18 protein-coding genes and 1 tRNA gene are annotated in these 17369 nt (G+C 52.3%); 5 read left to right on the top strand and 14 right to left on the bottom strand.

Annotated elements, in window-relative coordinates; genetic code table 11:
• Positions 1-135 precede the first annotated feature (135 nt).
• A complete protein-coding gene (locus PHE17_RS12210) occupies positions 136-348 on the top strand; it encodes a hypothetical protein (RefSeq protein ID WP_301016139.1) in 213 nt (70 codons plus the stop codon).
• 46 nt (positions 349-394) lie between these two features.
• Here the strand turns inward: PHE17_RS12210 and ychF are convergent, their stop codons facing one another.
• The 8 genes from ychF to PHE17_RS12170 form a co-directional block, all read right to left on the bottom strand.
• Positions 395-1486 (bottom strand): redox-regulated ATPase YchF, encoded by a 1092-nt coding sequence (ychF, locus tag PHE17_RS12205; RefSeq protein WP_301016138.1) that lies wholly within the window; start codon positions 1484-1486, stop codon positions 395-397.
• A gap of 35 nt (positions 1487-1521) precedes the next feature.
• Positions 1522-2097 carry an aminoacyl-tRNA hydrolase gene (gene pth, locus PHE17_RS12200; protein ID WP_301016137.1) on the bottom strand — a complete coding sequence of 192 codons (576 nt, stop codon included), beginning with the start codon at positions 2095-2097 and terminating at the stop codon, positions 1522-1524.
• Positions 2098-2113: 16 nt separating this feature from the next.
• Positions 2114-2686: a 50S ribosomal protein L25/general stress protein Ctc gene (locus PHE17_RS12195; RefSeq protein WP_301016136.1), complete on the bottom strand. Its 573-nt coding sequence runs from the start codon at positions 2684-2686 to the stop codon at positions 2114-2116.
• Between the two features lie 82 nt (positions 2687-2768).
• A complete protein-coding gene (locus tag PHE17_RS12190; protein ID WP_301016186.1) occupies positions 2769-3710 on the bottom strand; it encodes a ribose-phosphate pyrophosphokinase in 942 nt (313 codons plus the stop codon).
• A 42-nt stretch (positions 3711-3752) separates the two neighbouring features.
• Positions 3753-3827 (bottom strand) — tRNA-Gln (locus PHE17_RS12185).
• A gap of 13 nt (positions 3828-3840) precedes the next feature.
• Positions 3841-4692, bottom strand: a complete 852-nt coding sequence (gene ispE, locus PHE17_RS12180; RefSeq protein ID WP_301016135.1) for a 4-(cytidine 5'-diphospho)-2-C-methyl-D-erythritol kinase — start codon at positions 4690-4692, stop codon at positions 3841-3843.
• A 3-nt stretch (positions 4693-4695) separates the two neighbouring features.
• Positions 4696-5328, bottom strand: coding sequence for a lipoprotein insertase outer membrane protein LolB (lolB, locus tag PHE17_RS12175; protein ID WP_301016134.1), 633 nt, complete (start codon positions 5326-5328; stop codon positions 4696-4698).
• Between the two features lie 24 nt (positions 5329-5352).
• On the bottom strand, positions 5353-7074 hold the full coding sequence (locus tag PHE17_RS12170) for a tetratricopeptide repeat protein (protein ID WP_301016133.1): 1722 nt from the start codon (positions 7072-7074) through the stop codon (positions 5353-5355).
• Positions 7075-7220: 146 nt separating this feature from the next.
• On the opposite strand from PHE17_RS12170, the gene hemA reads away from it, so the two are divergent.
• From hemA to prmC, 3 genes are read left to right on the top strand one after another with little or no spacing between them, the layout of a single operon-like run.
• The gene (hemA, locus tag PHE17_RS12165; RefSeq protein WP_301016132.1) at positions 7221-8483 is read left to right on the top strand and encodes a glutamyl-tRNA reductase; all 1263 of its coding nucleotides are present in this window, start codon (positions 7221-7223) and stop codon (positions 8481-8483) included.
• 6 nt (positions 8484-8489) lie between these two features.
• Entirely contained in the window at positions 8490-9569 is a 1080-nt protein-coding gene (gene prfA, locus PHE17_RS12160; protein ID WP_301016131.1) for a peptide chain release factor 1, read from the top strand.
• Positions 9562-10482 (top strand): peptide chain release factor N(5)-glutamine methyltransferase, encoded by a 921-nt coding sequence (prmC, locus tag PHE17_RS12155; RefSeq protein WP_301016130.1) that lies wholly within the window; start codon positions 9562-9564, stop codon positions 10480-10482. Before prfA ends, prmC begins: the two co-directional genes overlap by 8 nt.
• On the opposite strand, the gene PHE17_RS12150 is transcribed toward prmC, so the two are convergent.
• From PHE17_RS12150 to pilV, 5 genes are read right to left on the bottom strand one after another with little or no spacing between them, the layout of a single operon-like run.
• Positions 10479-14402: a PilC/PilY family type IV pilus protein gene (locus PHE17_RS12150; RefSeq protein ID WP_301016129.1), complete on the bottom strand. Its 3924-nt coding sequence runs from the start codon at positions 14400-14402 to the stop codon at positions 10479-10481. The genes prmC and PHE17_RS12150 overlap by 4 nt on opposite strands.
• Before the next feature lie 28 nt (positions 14403-14430).
• Complete coding sequence (locus PHE17_RS12145; protein ID WP_301016128.1) at positions 14431-14907, bottom strand: type IV pilin protein; 477 nt, start codon at positions 14905-14907, stop codon at positions 14431-14433.
• Between the two features lie 13 nt (positions 14908-14920).
• A complete protein-coding gene (locus PHE17_RS12140; protein ID WP_301016127.1) occupies positions 14921-15439 on the bottom strand; it encodes a PilX N-terminal domain-containing pilus assembly protein in 519 nt (172 codons plus the stop codon).
• 11 nt (positions 15440-15450) lie between these two features.
• Positions 15451-16350, bottom strand: a complete 900-nt coding sequence (locus tag PHE17_RS12135) for a PilW family protein (RefSeq protein ID WP_301016126.1) — start codon at positions 16348-16350, stop codon at positions 15451-15453.
• An 8-nt stretch (positions 16351-16358) separates the two neighbouring features.
• The gene (pilV, locus tag PHE17_RS12130) at positions 16359-16874 is read right to left on the bottom strand and encodes a type IV pilus modification protein PilV (protein WP_301016125.1); all 516 of its coding nucleotides are present in this window, start codon (positions 16872-16874) and stop codon (positions 16359-16361) included.
• A gap of 67 nt (positions 16875-16941) precedes the next feature.
• Here pilV and PHE17_RS12125 point away from each other — a divergent pair, with 67 nt between their 5' ends.
• Entirely contained in the window at positions 16942-17073 is a 132-nt protein-coding gene (locus PHE17_RS12125; protein ID WP_301016124.1) for a hypothetical protein, read from the top strand.
• Between the two features lie 74 nt (positions 17074-17147).
• Here the strand turns inward: PHE17_RS12125 and PHE17_RS12120 are convergent, their stop codons facing one another.
• A complete protein-coding gene (locus PHE17_RS12120) occupies positions 17148-17330 on the bottom strand; it encodes a hypothetical protein (RefSeq protein WP_301016123.1) in 183 nt (60 codons plus the stop codon).
• Positions 17331-17369 lie beyond the last annotated feature (39 nt).

The raw sequence follows: 17369 nt of genomic DNA, 5'->3' as shown, positions 1-17369 counted from the left end.
GTGGTCAAGTGGGATGAAGTGTAGCAGATAACAGCGCGGAATTACCTGTTTGCACGGGTGGGTTCTTGGTTGCTGCACGTCAATCTGGTAATCTTCCACGCTCGAACAAACCATTGCAAAAAAGGGAAACCCAAGATGAATATTAACAAGACTGTAGACAAAGCATACCTTGGCAAATCACTGAACGAAGTACTGGCAGCTCCGGTTGGCGCACTGAAAGGTCTGTCTGAAGGCGATGCTGCCGCACTGAAACAAGCATTCAACGTTACCACCGTTGCTGATCTGGCTAACTGCAAATTCTTCCTGTGGGCGCAAGCTATCCAAACGCTGGCTGCTACCGAAGAATAAAAACGAAAAAGCCGGGAATTTCCCGGCTTTTTCTTGAAAGCACCGTTTAGACGTTGAACAAGAAGTTCAGCACATCCCCGTCTTTCACAATGTATTCCTTGCCTTCCGCCCGCATCTTGCCCGCTTCCTTCGCCCCCTGCTCACCCTTGTAAGCAATGAAGTCCTCATAAGCAATCGTTTGCGCCCGGATAAAACCACGCTCGAAGTCAGTATGGATCACACCCGCCGCTTGTGGCGCAGTAGCATTCTTACGGATCGTCCAAGCCCGCACTTCTTTCACGCCTGCCGTGAAATAAGTCTGCAAGCCCAGCAAATCGTAACCTGCGCGGATAACGCGGTTCAAGCCCGGCTCATCCAACCCCATGCCCGCCAAGAATTCATCGCGTTCGTTATCTTCCAACTGCGAAAGTTCGGATTCCATTTCCGCACACACTGGCACAACCACCGCACCCTCACGCACCGCGATTTCACGCACGGTATCCAGATACGGGTTATTTTCAAAGCCATCTTCGTTGACGTTGGCAATGAACATCAGCGGCTTGATGGTAATCAGGTGGAATTCCCGCGCTACCAGCCGCTCTTCTGGGGACATTTCCAGTGAACGTGCCGAATGGCCTTCTGACAGGTGCGCAAACAAGCGATCGGCTAAGTTCTTTTGCACCAGCATGTCTTTGCTACCGGACTTAGCAGCACGCGCCAGCCGGTTGACAGCTTTTTCAATCGTATCCAAATCCGCCAACGCCAACTCGGTATTGATAATGTCGATGTCAGAAGCTGGGTCAATCTTGCCCGCGACGTGGATGATGTCATCGTTATCGAAGCAGCGTACTACTTGTGCAATCGCGTCGGTTTCGCGGATGTGTGCAAGGAACTTGTTGCCCAAACCTTCACCTTGCGATGCGCCTGCCACTAAGCCTGCGATGTCCACAAACTCCATCGTGGTCGGTAAAATTTTGATGGGTTTAACGATTGCTGCCAATGCATCCAAACGTGGGTCTGGCATTGGTACGATCCCGACATTCGGCTCAATGGTACAGAAAGGGTAATTCGCCGCCTGAATGCCTGCTTTGGTCAGGGCGTTGAACAGGGTGGATTTGCCCACGTTTGGCAAACCAACAATTCCGCACTTGAATCCCATGAGTCGTACCTACTTTATCCATTAACGCGGGTGATTTAACGGGTATGCAGCGCATTCATCGCTTTCTGCATTTCACCCTGCAAAATCAGTTCAATTTGGTCGGCAGCTTGATCAATCGCCCGCGCAATGAGGATTTCATCATCCACGGAGGGGCGTGACAGCACATAATCGACCACTTGGGTACGGTCGCCTGGATGCCCAACACCCAAACGCAACCGCCAATAATTTGCGCCCAAATGGGCATGTAAGTCACGCAAACCGTTGTGCCCGCCGTGACCACCCGCCTGTTTCAGGCGTGCATCACCTACCGGAATGTCCAACTCGTCGTGCGCAACTAAAATTTGTTCTACCGGAATTTGGTAGAAATTAGACAACTGCCGTACCGCCAAACCGCTACGGTTCATAAACGTCATGGGCTTGATCAGCCACACCGTTTGGCTGCCGACTTGCAGTTTACAAACATCCCCAGAAAAACGCTTTTCAGCAGCAAACTTGCCGGAAAAGCGTCTTGCCAGTTCGTCAACAAACCAAAACCCGGCATTGTGCCGGGTTTTGTCGTACTGGCTGCCGGGGTTGCCCAAGCCTGCAATGAGGCGTATGGGGGTTCCCATCAGTCTTTACCTTACCTTAGTGGCAAGCCGCAACCGGCTGGTCGTGGTCTTCGCCCAAAGCCAGTTCAGTCAACGTGACACCTTCTGGAAGCTTCAGGTCAGACATGTGCAGAATTTGGCCTTTTTCGATAGCGATCAGGTCAACTTCGATGAACTCTGGCAGGAACTTAGGCAAGCAAGAAACTTCTACTTCAGTCAGGTTATGGCTCATAGTAGCGCCCTGCTCTTTCACGCCTTTGGATACATCAGCGTTGATGAAGTGCAGTGCAACGTGGACGTTGATTTCTTCGTCATCCTTGATGCGTTGCAGGTCGGCGTGCATAACCACTGGCTTGGCTGGGTGACGTTGCAGGTCACGCAGGATAACGCTTTCTTTACGGTCGCCAAAATCAACAGTAATGATTTGAGAATAGAAAGCTTCATCCAGCAAATTACGGATCAGCTCGTTATGGCGCAATGTGATGGACTGGGCTTCTTGGCCTGCACCGTAAACCACGGCAGGAACCAGACCTTCGTGACGCAGGCGGCGGCTCGCACCCTTGCCCTGCAATTCACGTACCTGCGCTTGCAGAACGTATTTCTTTGACATATTTCATCTCCAACAATAATGGCTACCGACCCGCGACCAGACGGCAACCGCAACAAACCCGCAAAAGGCGGGGACTAAAAACTTACAAGCCTTCAAACAGGGAGCTAACCGACTCGTCCTGATTGATGCGTAAAATGGTTTTCGCCAGTACACCAGCGACAGAAAGCTGGCGGATCTTAGCACAATCTTTGGCGTTTTGGCTCAATGGAATGGTGTCGGTGACAACCACTTCGTCCAATTGGGAATTTTCGATATTGCTGACGGCCTTGCCGGAGAACACCGCATGGGTTGCATACGCCACCACGCTCAATGCCCCATGCTGCTTGAGGGCAACAGCTGCATTGCATAATGTGCCGCCGGTATCAATCAGGTCGTCAATCAGTACGCAATGACGCCCATCGACATTACCGATGATATTCATGATCTCGGACTTGTTGGGTTCAGGACGGCGCTTGTCGATAATCGCCAGTTCCGCTTCACCCAAGCCTTTCGCCAATGCCCGTGCACGCACTACGCCGCCCACATCCGGGGAAACCACCATCGTATTCGGCAGGTTTTTCGCCAAGATGTCGTTCAGCAACACGCCAGAAGCGTAAATATTGTCGACCGGCAGGTCAAAGAAGCCCTGTACCTGATCGGAGTGCAAATCAATAGTCAGCACCCGGTCAACGTGCCCGGTAGAAATCATGTCTGCCACCAATTTGGCAGAAATCGGCACGCGCCGTGAACGCACGCGGCGGTCTTGGCGGGCATAACCGTAATAAGGGATAACTGCGGTGATACGTCCGGCTGAGGCGCGGTAGAGCGCGTCTGCCATGATCAGCAGTTCCATCAGGTTATCGTTGGTGGGTGCGCAAGTAGATTGCACAATAAAAACATCCCGACCACGCACGTTTTCCAATATCTCGACATGCGCTTCGCCATCGCTGAAGCGTTCAGCCTTAACTTTACCGAGAGGGATTCCGAGGTGATCGACGACTTTGTGGGCTAGCTCCGGGTTTGCATTACCCGTAAACACCATCATTCTATCGTCGGACATGACTTGCTCACATTGGAGTAGGGAAAATGGCAGGGCCGCCAGGATTCGAACCTGGGGATGCTGGAATCAAAATCCAGTGCCTTACCGCTTGGCGACGGCCCTTTAGGAAACCAAATTAAAACTTTTGCAGCGTTGCTAGCTTCTGTTGCAAAGGTGAAATGGATGCACCTTCTGCGACAAATCCAAACCATTTGTCAGGCAAACTGTTCAGGATTATTTCACCTTCGTGTTTGCTACTGACCGATGCGAACAGGCAACTGCCTGAACCGGTCAACATTGCTTTTGCGTATCCTGACAACCAACCGATAGCCTCGGCGACTTCAGAATAACGGCTTTCTACGACTGGCTGAAAGACGTTTTTGCCCTGCCCGTCGTGGAAGGTCGCTAATGTAATGGGAGGGCAGTTTCGTGTCAAGTCTTCTGCCGTAAAAAGTTCAGCCGTTGGTACATGTACCCGTGGATGAACCACCACATACCACGCAGGAACCAGATCAACCGGGGTTAACTGTTCCCCGACGCCTTCTGCCCACGCTGCACGACCGCGCACGAACACTGGCACATCTGCACCTAAACGCAGACCCAATGCTGCCAGTTCGTCATCGTTTAAACCACATTGCCACAGGTAATTTAATCCCTGTAACACCGTGGCTGCATCAGAACTGCCACCACCCAAGCCACCGCCCATCGGAATGCGTTTTTGTACCTGAATGTCTGCACCTAACAGGCAACCCGTTTCCTTTTGTAGCAAACGCGCTGCCCGCACGGTCAAGTCAGCATCCTCCGGCACATCTGCTGCACCGGAAGGACGCCGGATTGCACCATCGCTGCGGACTGTCAGCGTGATTTCATCGGCAAAGTCGAGAAACACGAACAGGGTCTGCAACAGATGGTAGCCATCCGCCCGCCTGCCGGTAATGTGCAGGAACAGGTTGAGCTTCGTAGGTGCTGGCAAGGTCAGTGATTGCATCCATTAATACCGTGTCTGCCATTCCTTGGCGATGACCTTGACCTTGGTGTTTTCTGCCTGCCTGCTTAGGTTAACTTTGCTTGGCAGGGCATTCCAGCCCTCACCTTGCCAGCCGGTGTATTCCACCCGCCAACCGGATTGCTGCAATACCTGCGGACGTCCGCTATTATCCAACGTCACCTGTTCTACTGGCGAATCGGGTGATGGCACCCCGCGCACCCAATATTTCATGCCTGAAAGCGGCAAGGAAACACCCATCTGGCCTTGCAGCAAACGCTCGGCATCAGCATCGCGGTAAGTCTTGCCATCGGCTTGCATGGTGACTTCGTTAGCCGTGCCTTTCAGGTAAGCCATAATGGAGCCTGTCAGCGGGTTTTTGATGTTCATTTCATACTGGTCGTTGCCCTGCTGCAACCACGCAATATTGAAAGAAGCGCTTTGGTCACGGAATTGCATCCCGACCTTGCCCTGCAAACGCCATGAACGCATCTGGGCAAACTTGTCTTGGCGTTGTTTCCATGCCGCCTGGTTATCCGTAGGCGCTGTAACTGCCCCCGGCGTAACACTTTTGTTTTGTGTGGCACATCCGCCCAATGCAAGCACGCATAAGGAGGCCGCCAATATCCATTGTTTCATGATGTTCTTCCTGAATGATTAAGGTTATAAACCGACCAGCTTTTCCTTGAGTTTGATTAACGTCTGGTCGTTCGGAAATTTGCTCAGTATGTCCTGCAAAATGGCTTTAGCTTCTGCGGCCTTGTTGCGTGCCGACAGAACTTCCACCAAATGGCTGGCAATTTCAGGCTCGTGAAGCTGCGCGTAGGCTTTGCGTAACAAACCTTCCGCTTCGTCCTGCTTGCCGGTATGGAACAGTATCCAACCCATGCTATCCATAATCGCCGGATCGGTGGGACGGATCGCTAAGGCTTTGCGGATCAGTTCTTCAGCTTCCGGGTAACGGTTGGTATTCACCACCAACATGTAGCCGAGGGCATTCAATACCGTGGCGTTTTCGGGCTGCAACTTGATCAAGGCGCGTAAATCAGCCTCGGCAGCGGCAAAATTCCCCAGCCGTTCATTGCTTAAAGAGCGGTTATAGAGTGCATCAACGTCATCTGGTTTCAATACCAGCAGCTTGTCGAAAACGCCAACCGCTTCTTTGTATTGCTCACGCTCGTGCAGCAACTTGCCTTCCACCAGCAGGATATGTGCTTTGCTGGCGTCATTGTTAGCAGCCTTTAGTTGTTCACCCAACCATTGGCGGGCAGCATCCAGACTATCGGTTTCCATCAGCAGACGGGCTGCACGCCCGGTGGATTCGACCATAAAACTGCTGGTGGTCGCCCGCTTATAGGCTTCGATAGCTTCTTTAGGGTGTTTCTGCCCTTCGTAAATTTGTCCCATGAAATAGCTGGCATCCGCCGCCCGCTCAGGTACTTTTAATAGCTTCTTGATTAAGGGTTCGGCAAATTCAAATTTTTTCTGTTCCAGATACAATAAACCCAAGGTATACACGACATCGCTGTTTTCTGGCTGGCTGGCATACAGTTGCTTGTACAGCGGGGTCGCTTCAGCCCGACGGTCGGTTAGGATCAGCATCCGCCCGTAATCGAGTTTCAGGTCGACATCTTTGCTGGTTTTGACCACGGGCGCAAGCTCGTCAATGGCTTTATCAACCTGTTGTAAGCCCATGTAAGCGCGTGAAGCCAGACGTGCCGCTTGTACCTTTTGCAGCCTATCCCCGGTCGCTTTGACCGCTTGTGCCGCTTTCAAGCCATCGTCAAAGCGTTGGGCATTGATTGCCAGCGATGCCAGCACCAATTGCGCACGGGTTGAATTGTCTGCACTTGCCACATAACGCTTGAAAGTTTCATAAGCTTTGCCGTCAGCGGCTGGCTCCATTTCCAGCAAGGAGGCGATAAACTCGAAACCATGCCCCTCTTTCTTCTCGACATAATCACGCACTAACACCAAGTCTTTGACCGCTTCGTCGTAACGCCCTGCCCGTACATGGCTCAGTGTGCGATACTCGCGGGCATCCTCGGAGTTCGGGTCGAGTTTCGTCCACAACTCCAAAGCACGGCTTGCCAGTTGGTTATCATTGGCGCTGGTCGCCAGTTCCGAGGCGCGTTGCGCAAACTTGGCACTTTCAGCTTGCTGGGCAGCCGCAATGTAGTGCAGTGCCGCTTGCCCCGGATTTCCCTGTCGGATGTACATTTCTGCCGCCAGTATATTGTACATCTGGTAGCTGAGCGGGCTGCTGAAAGTCGCCACAGTATTAGTTTGTTGGTCGGCAAGTGCTGCCTCCCCGACGACGCCACCGACCATGCCCACCACCAAGGCGAGGCCAGCAAACTGACGGGGCAAACGAAAACGCTGCATGAATGTCTCCGATAGGGTTCAATACGAGATAGCCGTTATGTTGTGGGAGATTTTAAGGGGGTATCCTGCGAATCACCTTGTAATCGTGCATAACGTAGCAGAAAATTCGCGGTTCTGAAAATTATATCGTTGGTATAAGTGACTGAATGCCTATCCTGATTGTCGGAGTTAACCATAAAACCGCACCTGTAGCCATCCGGGAAAAAGTAGCCTTTTCCCCCGAGAGTATGCCGCAGGCGTTGCACTCTGCCCGTCAGGTTGTGCAGGAAAACCTGATCCTTTCCACCTGTAACCGCACCGAGATTTACGCGGTCTGCGAGCAGCAGCAACCTGTCGAGACGATCATCGACTGGCTGGCAGAGTGGCACAAAATACCGGCGGAACAACTGCGCCCTTACCTGTTTATCCACCAACAGGAAGCCGCAGTACGCCATGCGCTGCGGGTTGCGTGTGGGCTGGATTCCTTGGTATTGGGCGAGCCGCAAATCCTTGGGCAACTGAAATCCGCCCTGCAAACCGCCAATGACAACACCGTAACGGGCAACCAGTTAAGCCGCCTAATGCAACACGCTTTCTCGACGGCAAAGAAAGTGCGCACCCAAACCAGCATCGGCGCAAACCCGATTTCGGTCGCCTTCGCGGCGGTCAGTCTGGCGAAACAGATTTTCAGCCAACTGGAAAAACAAACTGCGCTGCTGATTGGCGCGGGCGAAACCATCGAACTGGTCGGCAAACACCTTGCTGCCAACAAGATCGGCAAAGTGCTGGTTGCCAACCGCAGTGTCGACAAAGCGCAAAAACTCGCCGCAGAATACGGTGGTAAAGGCATCGGCCTGTTAGAGCTTGCCGACCACTTACCGCAAGCTGACATTGTGATTTCCTCCACCGCCTCCCCCGTTCCAATCTTGGGCAAAGGCACGGTAGAACGCGCCCTCAAAATCCGTAAGCACCGCCCGATGTTCATGGTCGACATCGCCGTGCCGCGAGATATTGAGCAGGAAGTGGCGGAACTCGACGACGTTTACCTTTACACCGTCGATGACTTGCAATCGGTGATCGAAGAAAACCTGCAATCACGCCGCGCCGCCGCCGAACAAGCCGAAGGCATGGTGACGGAAGAAACCGCCAAATTCATGGCATGGTTGCGGGCGCAAGACCACATGGATACCATCCGCCAGTACCGCGCCCGCACCGAACAACTGCGCCAAGAAGTCTTCGACAAGGCACTCGGCTTGCTGCATAACGGCAAAAGCCCGGAAGAGGCGCTGCAATTTCTGGCGCATACCTTGAGCAACAAACTCGTCCATGACGCTACCCAAGCCATGCACCACGCCGCCCGCAACGGCGACCATGCCTTGCTTGCCAGCGCCAAAACCTTATTCAACCTGTCTTCGGACGAAAACGGCTAAACACCTGTGAAAGCATCCATCCTGCAAAAACTGGAAAACTTAAGCGAACGCTATGCGGAAATCGCTTTCCTGCTGGGCGAATCAGACGTAATCAGCGACCAAAACCAGTTCCGCAAACTGTCGATTGAATACAGCCAGCTAGAGCCGGTCGCGCAAGGTTTCCACGCCTACCAGCAAACCGCTGCCGACATTGAAGCCGCGCAAGAAATGCTCGTCGACCCGGAAATGCGCGAGATGGCAGCGGAGGAAATCGAAGCCGCGAAAGCCCGCCGCGATACGCTCGAAACCGACCTACAAAAGCTGTTGCTTCCCAAAGACCCGCACGACAACAGCAACGTGTTCTTGGAAATCCGCGCTGGGACGGGCGGGGATGAAGCGGCGATTTTCGCAGGCGACCTGTTCCGTATGTATTCGCGTTACGCCGAAAACCGCCGCTGGCAGATTGAAGTCATCAGCCAAAACGAAGGTGAACACGGTGGTTACAAAGAAATCATTTCCCGCATCATCGGGCAAGGTGCGTATTCACGGCTGAAGTTTGAATCTGGAGCACACCGCGTACAGCGCGTACCTGCCACCGAATCGCAGGGGCGCATCCATACTTCTGCCGCCACCGTTGCAGTCATGCCAGAATTGGATGAGGTGGAAGCCACCGACATTAACTCGGCGGATTTGAAGGTGGACACCTACCGCGCTTCCGGTGCGGGTGGGCAGCACATCAACAAAACCGAATCCGCGATCCGCATTACCCACTTACCGACCGGGATTGTGGTGGAATGCCAAGACGAACGTTCGCAACACAAAAACCGCGCACGCGCGATGGGGCTGTTACAAGCCCGCATTTTCGAGGGTGAGCGCCAGAAACAAGCCGCAGAACAGGCGGAAACCCGCAAAAATCTGGTCGGTTCCGGCGACCGCTCGGAACGTATCCGCACCTATAACTTCCCGCAAGGGCGAGTGACTGACCACCGCATCAACCTGACGTTGTACAAGCTGGACGAAATCACTGCGGGCAGTGTGGATCAGGTGATTGAGCCGCTGATCAATGAATATCAGGCGGATCAGTTGGCAGCGTTGGCGGATGAATAGGGGAAACCCCTCACCCCCTACCCCTCTCCCTCAAGGGGAGAGGGGGGGAAGAATTCGGGAGTTACTGGCAAATGCGGTGTTGAAACTGCAAGCAAGCTCTGAATCGGCGCGGGCGGATGCGGAAATTTTACTGGCGCATTGTTTGCAAAAATCGCGTACTTGGTTGTTTACGTGGCCTGAAAAAGAAGTAGATAGCACTATCGCAACGGCATTTATGCGTTTACTTGATGAACGTTCAAAGGGCGTACCCATCGCCCATTTGACGGGGCAACGCGAATTCTGGACGCTGAACCTAAAAGTAACACCTGATACCCTAATCCCCCGCCCCGAAACCGAATTGCTAGTCGAAACTGCCCTACTCTTACTCCCCTCGCCCCTTGAGGGAGAGGGGCTGGGGGTGAGGGGTTATTCCCTCCTTGACCTCGGCACTGGCACTGGCGCAATCGCCCTTGCCATCGCCAGCGAGCGCCCGGATGCGCACGTTATTGCCTGCGATTTCTCGCCAGCCGCACTTGCCGTAGCGCAAGAAAATGCGCACGCACACCACATCCGCAACGTACAGTTCGTGCAATCGGATTGGTTTGGCGCCCTACCCGCCCAGCGTTTCAGCCTGATTGTTTCCAACCCGCCGTATATCGAAACCGATGACCCGCACCTAAGGCAAGGCGATGTGCGCTTTGAGCCGTTGAGTGCGCTGGCTTCGGGAATGGATGGGTTGGATGACATCCGCCACATTATCCAAACTGCGCCGCAGTGGTTGGAAGCAGGTGGCTGGTTGCTGCTGGAGCACGGTTATAACCAAGGAGCGTCTGTAACCGCGCTGCTACGCAATGCCGGTTTCCAGAAAGTGCGTTGCCTGCCGGATTTGGCAGGCAACGATAGGGTTAGCGTAGGGCAATGGCTACAGGGCTAGTTCCCTGACACATCGTCGTCACGCCAGAACATGCGCGGCAGGATATTGCCAATATTCACACTTCCAGCCACACCCGCTCCTGAGGCATTGTCATTACCCATCAGTGGCAGGCTCATTTTACCCACGCGGATTTCGACATACTGCTTATCACAACTGTCCTTGTTGGCGCTGTTACAAGCTGTGCCATCGGCAAGGCTAGGGGCGCGGAAGATAATCTGGGCAGCGTCCAGAATCTCATTCACACCCGCAATCACCGAACGTTCATTGCCACTTACCCGGTCGAGGTCAGCGACGGCTTGCCCGTTAAACAGGTCCAGCACATACGCGCGGGCGCTGTTTGGTGGCGACTCGCAAGGGTCGGTCGATTCACCGGCATCCGCTGAGAAAGTGGTGAACACGACCTTGTTGAGGAACGTCACCGCCGGAGCCAGCACTTTTTCACCTGTGTTCGGCAAGCTGTAATACCAACCATTGAGCGAGGTATCGGTCAGTATCAACCTGTCGTTGCTCGTACCTGTCGTCCCCAGCTTTGAGGTATTGTCCGTGCCATCGCCGTTGACGATGCTGACCAACTTGGAATCCTCCGTAATCGGGAAAATGCTGTTACTCGGCGCATCAAACGGGTTACGGTCGACCAGCATGTAAAAACGGTCTGCCCCTTGGTGCAACGGACGGGTACGGTAGCCACTGCCAATCGACAAGGTTAAGATCGCTTTACCACCGCTTTGCAGCAGCGCCACATCTGGCTCGTAGAAGAACATACGCTTGTTCAAACCGGAACCGCCCAGATTAGCAAACTCACTCAAACTCGCCTTGGTGTAGTTGTAAAGGGTCGTATCGGGTGAAACCGTGCCATCTTTCGTGTCTATATCCATATCCACCCGCCAAATATGACCGCCGGTATCGGCGAAATACAAGCGATCCAGAGCACCGTTCCTGTCCATATCCAGCACACGGATGTCACCCGGAATGCTGTCGAGCAATTTGGCGGCTGCCCCTGAAACATTGTCACGCAGTGACCAAATCAAAGCGCCAGTTTTGGCATTGACAATGTAAACATTGCGGCCTTTGCTATCCGCCGGACGGGTGTAAGCCGGAGACTGGGTATTGACATTATTTTTGACAGGATCGTAACCACCACCAAAGACCAAGACATCAATCAGGTCACTGGCATGGGTGGCGGCATCTTCCGGGCTATCATGGGCAACACGCATTTTTGCCATTGCCGGTTTTGACCACGTATAACCTAATTCACCGAAACCCGTTGTGCTTGGATCAATGTGCCAAACGATTTTAGGTGTGTTCACGTCGGTAATGTCGATCATGTAGTATTCCTTACCGCCTTGGCGCAAACCAAAATACAGGTAAGTTTTGTAACTGTCGGCACTGTTAATCACACCGTCAGTGTTGCTGTCGTACTGGAATTTCCACACGCTCACCGCGCCGTCAATACCCGAGATGTGTTTCTTAGGAATGCTGTTATTGTAGAACGTGCTGATATTTCCCAGTAAGTTTTTCGGCATAAATGCCCATTTCTCGACCCCGGTACTGCTGTCAATCGCGTGCAGGAAACCTTCATTGGTGCTGGTAAACACCGTCGGGGTTGCCCCAGTATTGACCACGACGGGCTTACCGTTGAGCATATCCCCCATGCGGTTACGGGGTTGCCCATCTGCACCCACACCCCGTATATAGCTCAGCCAATTGTTCCGGTCGGTGGTGGTTACGCTCGTACCCAATGCTGGGCAGGTTGTCACGGAAGCAATGTTGACACAACCGACATTGGTGGTTGGATTACCAAGGACAAAATGGGTACTGCCTGAGCAGTCCTTGTACCAACCTGCGCAACTGATCCCATCCGTCACACCGTTGTAGAAATCCAGCAGGGTATTCTGGGTAGTATACGTTTGCCCCGCCACTAACATGGTGTTAGTCAGGCTGGTATTCGTGGTATCCAATTTATTGGTGGCGCTGGTCAGGTCAGCCGTTGCACTGACATCGGTATACAGCTTGCGGCTAGCCGGAGCGGGCAGCTTGTTTGCTGCACCGCCCAAAGTGACATCCTTACCATCCGGCGTGGCACTGGCGCTCCATAAATCTTTGGCGGTATCCAAAAACTCACCTTTTTCATTAAGGGCAGGCGTACCGTCAGCATTCACAATTTGACCACTGCTGTCGCGCTTAAACTTTTTCAAATTACCCGGCCAACGCGGCAGGTTGTTACGGTCAAACACCGGGATATACACAAACTCGTTATGAGCCAACAAAGTATTAGTATCAACCTGATAACTGGGTGAGCTGAAGGATGAGGCAGACGCTGTTACCTTATTAATGATGCTGTTGAATGCATCCAATAAGGAAGCGGTATCAGTTGCCTCAAAGAAACCACCGACTGCCAATGTCCGCCAATAACTCAGCGGGTTCAGGAAAGAAGACAATACTTGTTGTTCCTGTTTATTAAAGCCTTCCACCGCTAATGGTGTGGACATTAACTTTTTAAGCTCGCCATCTGGTTTATTTTGGGCTAACGCCTGTTTTGGTTGTACCGCTTTCGGCACTACTTGGGCGGCAGGTGCGCCGGATAATTGCAGCTTGGAGGAAGTTCCCGCTTTTACCTGCTTGAGGATGTCCTCAAACGCTAACTTTAAACTTTTCTCATCATTCGCCGCCAAAGCACCATCCGATACGCTCGCCAATGCCTTAAGGTAATTTGTTGCATTGACATCACTCAAACCAAAACCGATAGTGAAGGTCTGGACAAACTGATCACCATCAACCGCAGTAGACTGGTCGTGGGTCGACAAATATTTGGTGAGTTCAGGCCCACAAGTCCCACTGTTGTAACCGTTCGGGCCATCCGTACACGTCCCCGCTATCATGTCTTTGACCTTATCCATAGAGGGGGGGAAAAAGGCCGTGCTATCTGGCGTGTCCCAAGTTGCGGGATACTCAGGCTTCCCATCCGACATCAGGACAAGATAATTGGATTGGCATTCATATTGGATAGGGGAAATATACGTAGCTGTTCCTTCAACAGCCCCGTCGCAGGTATATTGTTGGCATACTTGTACCGTACCGGGGTGAGGCGTATCCAAGCACCCGTAATTCTCACAAGTATTACTGGAACAATAACCACCCGTCGCATTGCCCGATTCGTCTACACCCGTCGATACCCAACAGCACCCATTATTGTTGATTACGCCCCAATTACAGACATCACGGGTTTCCGAATGGCAACTGTCCGGTACAATTGTTGCCCAGCATTCACCCCAATCTTGGACGCAATCGGTCGGCGTACCACAACCCGCATTTGGGTTCCACGTCAAAGTTCCTGTGTAGGTGGAGGGGTGGGCAGCACGGACATGATCTGCTGTCAAACGCCCCCAATCCACATCTTCCCCCCGGTAATAGCGGCTAGCCTCATACAAAGCATCGACAATGGGAGTATAACCTTGAGCCGACCAGCTATTGCCAACATCTTGCAAGAATGACCGTACAGGCTGATTAGCAGAAGGGTTGGGCAGGTTATCCCCCCCCTCTGTGATACCGCTGGAATTGGCAAGGATAATATCGCGGGCGCTGCCATTACCGTCCTTGTCCAAATCAACTGGCTTTACCGGAAAACTGACCCCACTGGCTGCATCGTTGTGCCCGCTGTAACGCATCAGACCAATATTGAGGTTACTCGGTACAGAAGCCATTACTGATGTGAATACTTCCTGCAACACTTTCATCCGGGTTTTAGTGCCAATTTTGTTCTGCTCCATGCTGCCAGAGTTATCCAGCAAAAACAGTATATTAGGATTCGCTGACGTGTTTTGCGCGTAGTAAAGGTCGGTTTCATCCGCCATCAGCACTGAGGCAAACCAGAGAGGAGCCAGCAACAGTAGCCAGCGCAAAGTACGGGATATATTTTTCATGATTGTCTTTCCGTCATTTACTTACTTGTTACCAACAGACAGTGGAAGCCGCATTGCTGTTGTCTTTCGCTGCCTTAGTTCCCCTGTTATCCAGCGTGATGGTTTTACACGCGCTATCACTGGCCTGCGGCGAACCTGTCACGGGTGTTGCCGACAGTGTGAAACTCACGCAAGCATCCGCGCTTAACCCCGTACACGCACCACCACCCGCATCCAATGCCGCAACGGATAGGGTATACAAGCCTTGCGGGCTAGTCGTGCCATAACCCAGCTCCCCCGACGTAGCCGTCAACCCTTTTGCATAACTGCGGTTGAGCAGAAAATAACGTTCCTGCCGCTGCGCCATCTCATTCAGGGCAACAAACGCATCAGAACGTTTGGCCTTGCGCACTTGCGACACATAACTGGGGTAAGCAACCGCAGCCAGAATGCCCATAATCGCCACCGCTATCATCAACTCGACCAAGGTAAAACCACGTTGGGAGGATTTCATCATTGTTATCATTATCTGTTCCTTATCAATTTGCTGTGGGGACAGGCTTTAACACCCCTTCCGAATGTTGGCTGCGAGCGCCTGTTCCCGTGAGGGATGCATTGACATCCGTCGTGAACACCCGGCAGGTAATACCGCCCGTATCAGAAGTCATTTCCGTGGTGATAGCGATCTTCAACAGTGGGCAACCTTGCGATTCACCCATGTCCGATACCCCTATAGCAGTAACATTGCTGTAGCTATCCGTGTAGCTATTGCTCCCATCCAGCGTGCGTTCCTTGACCACACCTTTTTTCGGGGTAGCGGGTGCTGTACCATTCGTCGCGGTTTGGAGCACTTCATACAAGGTAGCCGATTTGCGCAACATGGAATCAGCACCTTGGAAGGTCAGCATGTACATCATCTGGTTCCCCGCAATCCGGGTATCCGTGCCCGCCATGCGCGAAGCAGCGACACCCATCACAGTCAACACCAGTAAAATGACCAGCCCCCACAGCAGCACTGAGCCTTGTTGCCTGTTTATTGTATGTATTGGCTTATTCATCATTCCCCCTTTTAGCCGTCCACCACATTGCGCAACTGGATAACCGTCGTGTAAACCCGCCGCTGGTAACGGTCAGGTGTTGTTATGTTCACCGTTTTATCCAGTAATTTATAAGATGACGCTGTGGCTGTCTCCAATACTGGCTCAAGTGACCTAACCAAAATTGCAACTTTAATACTGATTACCCGTCGCCACAAAGCGCCACTAGTGGTATCGGTAGCATTCAAAAAATAATCGGCAGTACCATCCAAATTGCCGTCAATACCATACATGAACTGCAAATTTTCAATGCCGTTTACGATAGGTTGACGGTTATTTACATTAGAACCAACCGCATAAAGAATTGGAACCCACTCATTTAAGCTATTTTTAGTATTGCCATCTGTATCAACGTGAAAAGCATTATAAATAAAACTCGCTTGTATATTCGTAGATTTTTCAACACGGCAATTATCACTTGCACCACCGGGCAACACTCCACCCGCAGCATCAGCAAATAAGTTATCATCTCCTAAAAATCGAATACTAATAGCATCGCCAAAGGTATTAAAGGCATCCTGCGTACCCCGCGAATTGAAATCATTGACATCCCTAACATTTGCTTCCCCTAAACCACCACAAATAAAAGCAACGGGGGCAGTAGTGGAATCGCCATTCACATAAAAATAATTCCCACCCGGCAACGGTAACTTAGCGGCAGTGGCGTAACCCGCGTGTTCGAGGTGTTGTTGCAGGGTTTCGAGCGCGACACGGGCATTTTCATTCATCATGGAAAGCTGGTCACGTGCCTGATAGTTGCGCTTGCTGCTTAAGTACACAGTGCCGACCCCCGCCGCCAACACCAAACTGACCAGCATTGCGATCATCAGTTCGACTAGGGTAACGCCTTGCTGCCTCATACGGTTTTTCATGTTTCCCCCTACAGGATGGCGTTAAGTTGGATGGTGAAAGTTTCAATGTTCGCGCCGCTTTTTTGTGCCGCATTGCGCTCATCCCAACGGAGGCTGACATTCACCCCTTTGGTGCATCCCCCGGCTACACAAGCCACGGTCAACACGCCATTCATCAGTTCATTGGCGAACCCACCGTTGGAGCCTGAGCCGCATTTCACTTGGTACAAATCGACTTTGGCCATTTCTGTGGAAGTACAAGCGGTTGCGCTGAGGCAAGTTGGTGGTGAACCACACGCATTGATGGCAACGTTGTAGTCACCTGCCGCTGCGCCGGGTTTATTGGCACGCATACGTTCCAGCAAGTCTTGCACCATCCACGTGGCTTGCTGCATTTGGTAGGAGTTATGGGTCGTTTTCATGCCTGCAATCTGTAAGCTGGCGAGGCCAAGCAGGCCAATAGACAGCACTAGCGCTGCGATCAACACTTCTAGCAGGCTCAGACCTGCCTGTCGTCCACGGGAACAGGATCGGAATCTCATCATAAGGCCACCCATTAGTATTATGATTTGGGGCTATATATTTCGTTACGCCTAGTATAAGGGCAAACGCATGAGCGACGATAAAAAATACAAATATTGCCGACAAGCTGCACTTTTTGGCGTACCAGCGGCTAACTGCGCAATTATTCCACACAAAGAAAAACCCCGGCTGTTAAACCGGGGTCTGACCTTAACTCAATGACTCATGGCGCTACTGCGTCATTAAAGTAGACGCGCTGGAACCGCAAAAGGTTCATCACCACAAGCTTTATATTTTTAATGACAACGGGATGCAAAAACCGGGTCTAAGCTCGAACGCACACCATGCTGACGCAACAGACGTTCTAGCTGCTTACCCAGTTCCCCCAACTCCTGACCGTAGATGATCAGGCCATCCAACAACGCTTGCGCATTGCGGGATCGACGCTCAAACCCACTTGCAACCATCCGTCTTTTCATGCAGTTATCCCCTTTACCGACCACTGATATGAACCCTCA

Origin of the sequence: Thiothrix sp. (assembly GCF_028714775.1) — a bacterium.
Classification (GTDB): Bacteria; Pseudomonadota; Gammaproteobacteria; order Thiotrichales; family Thiotrichaceae; genus Thiothrix.
Note: the sequence above shows the minus strand (reverse complement) of the source record. Positions and strands in the feature narration are given on the sequence as shown.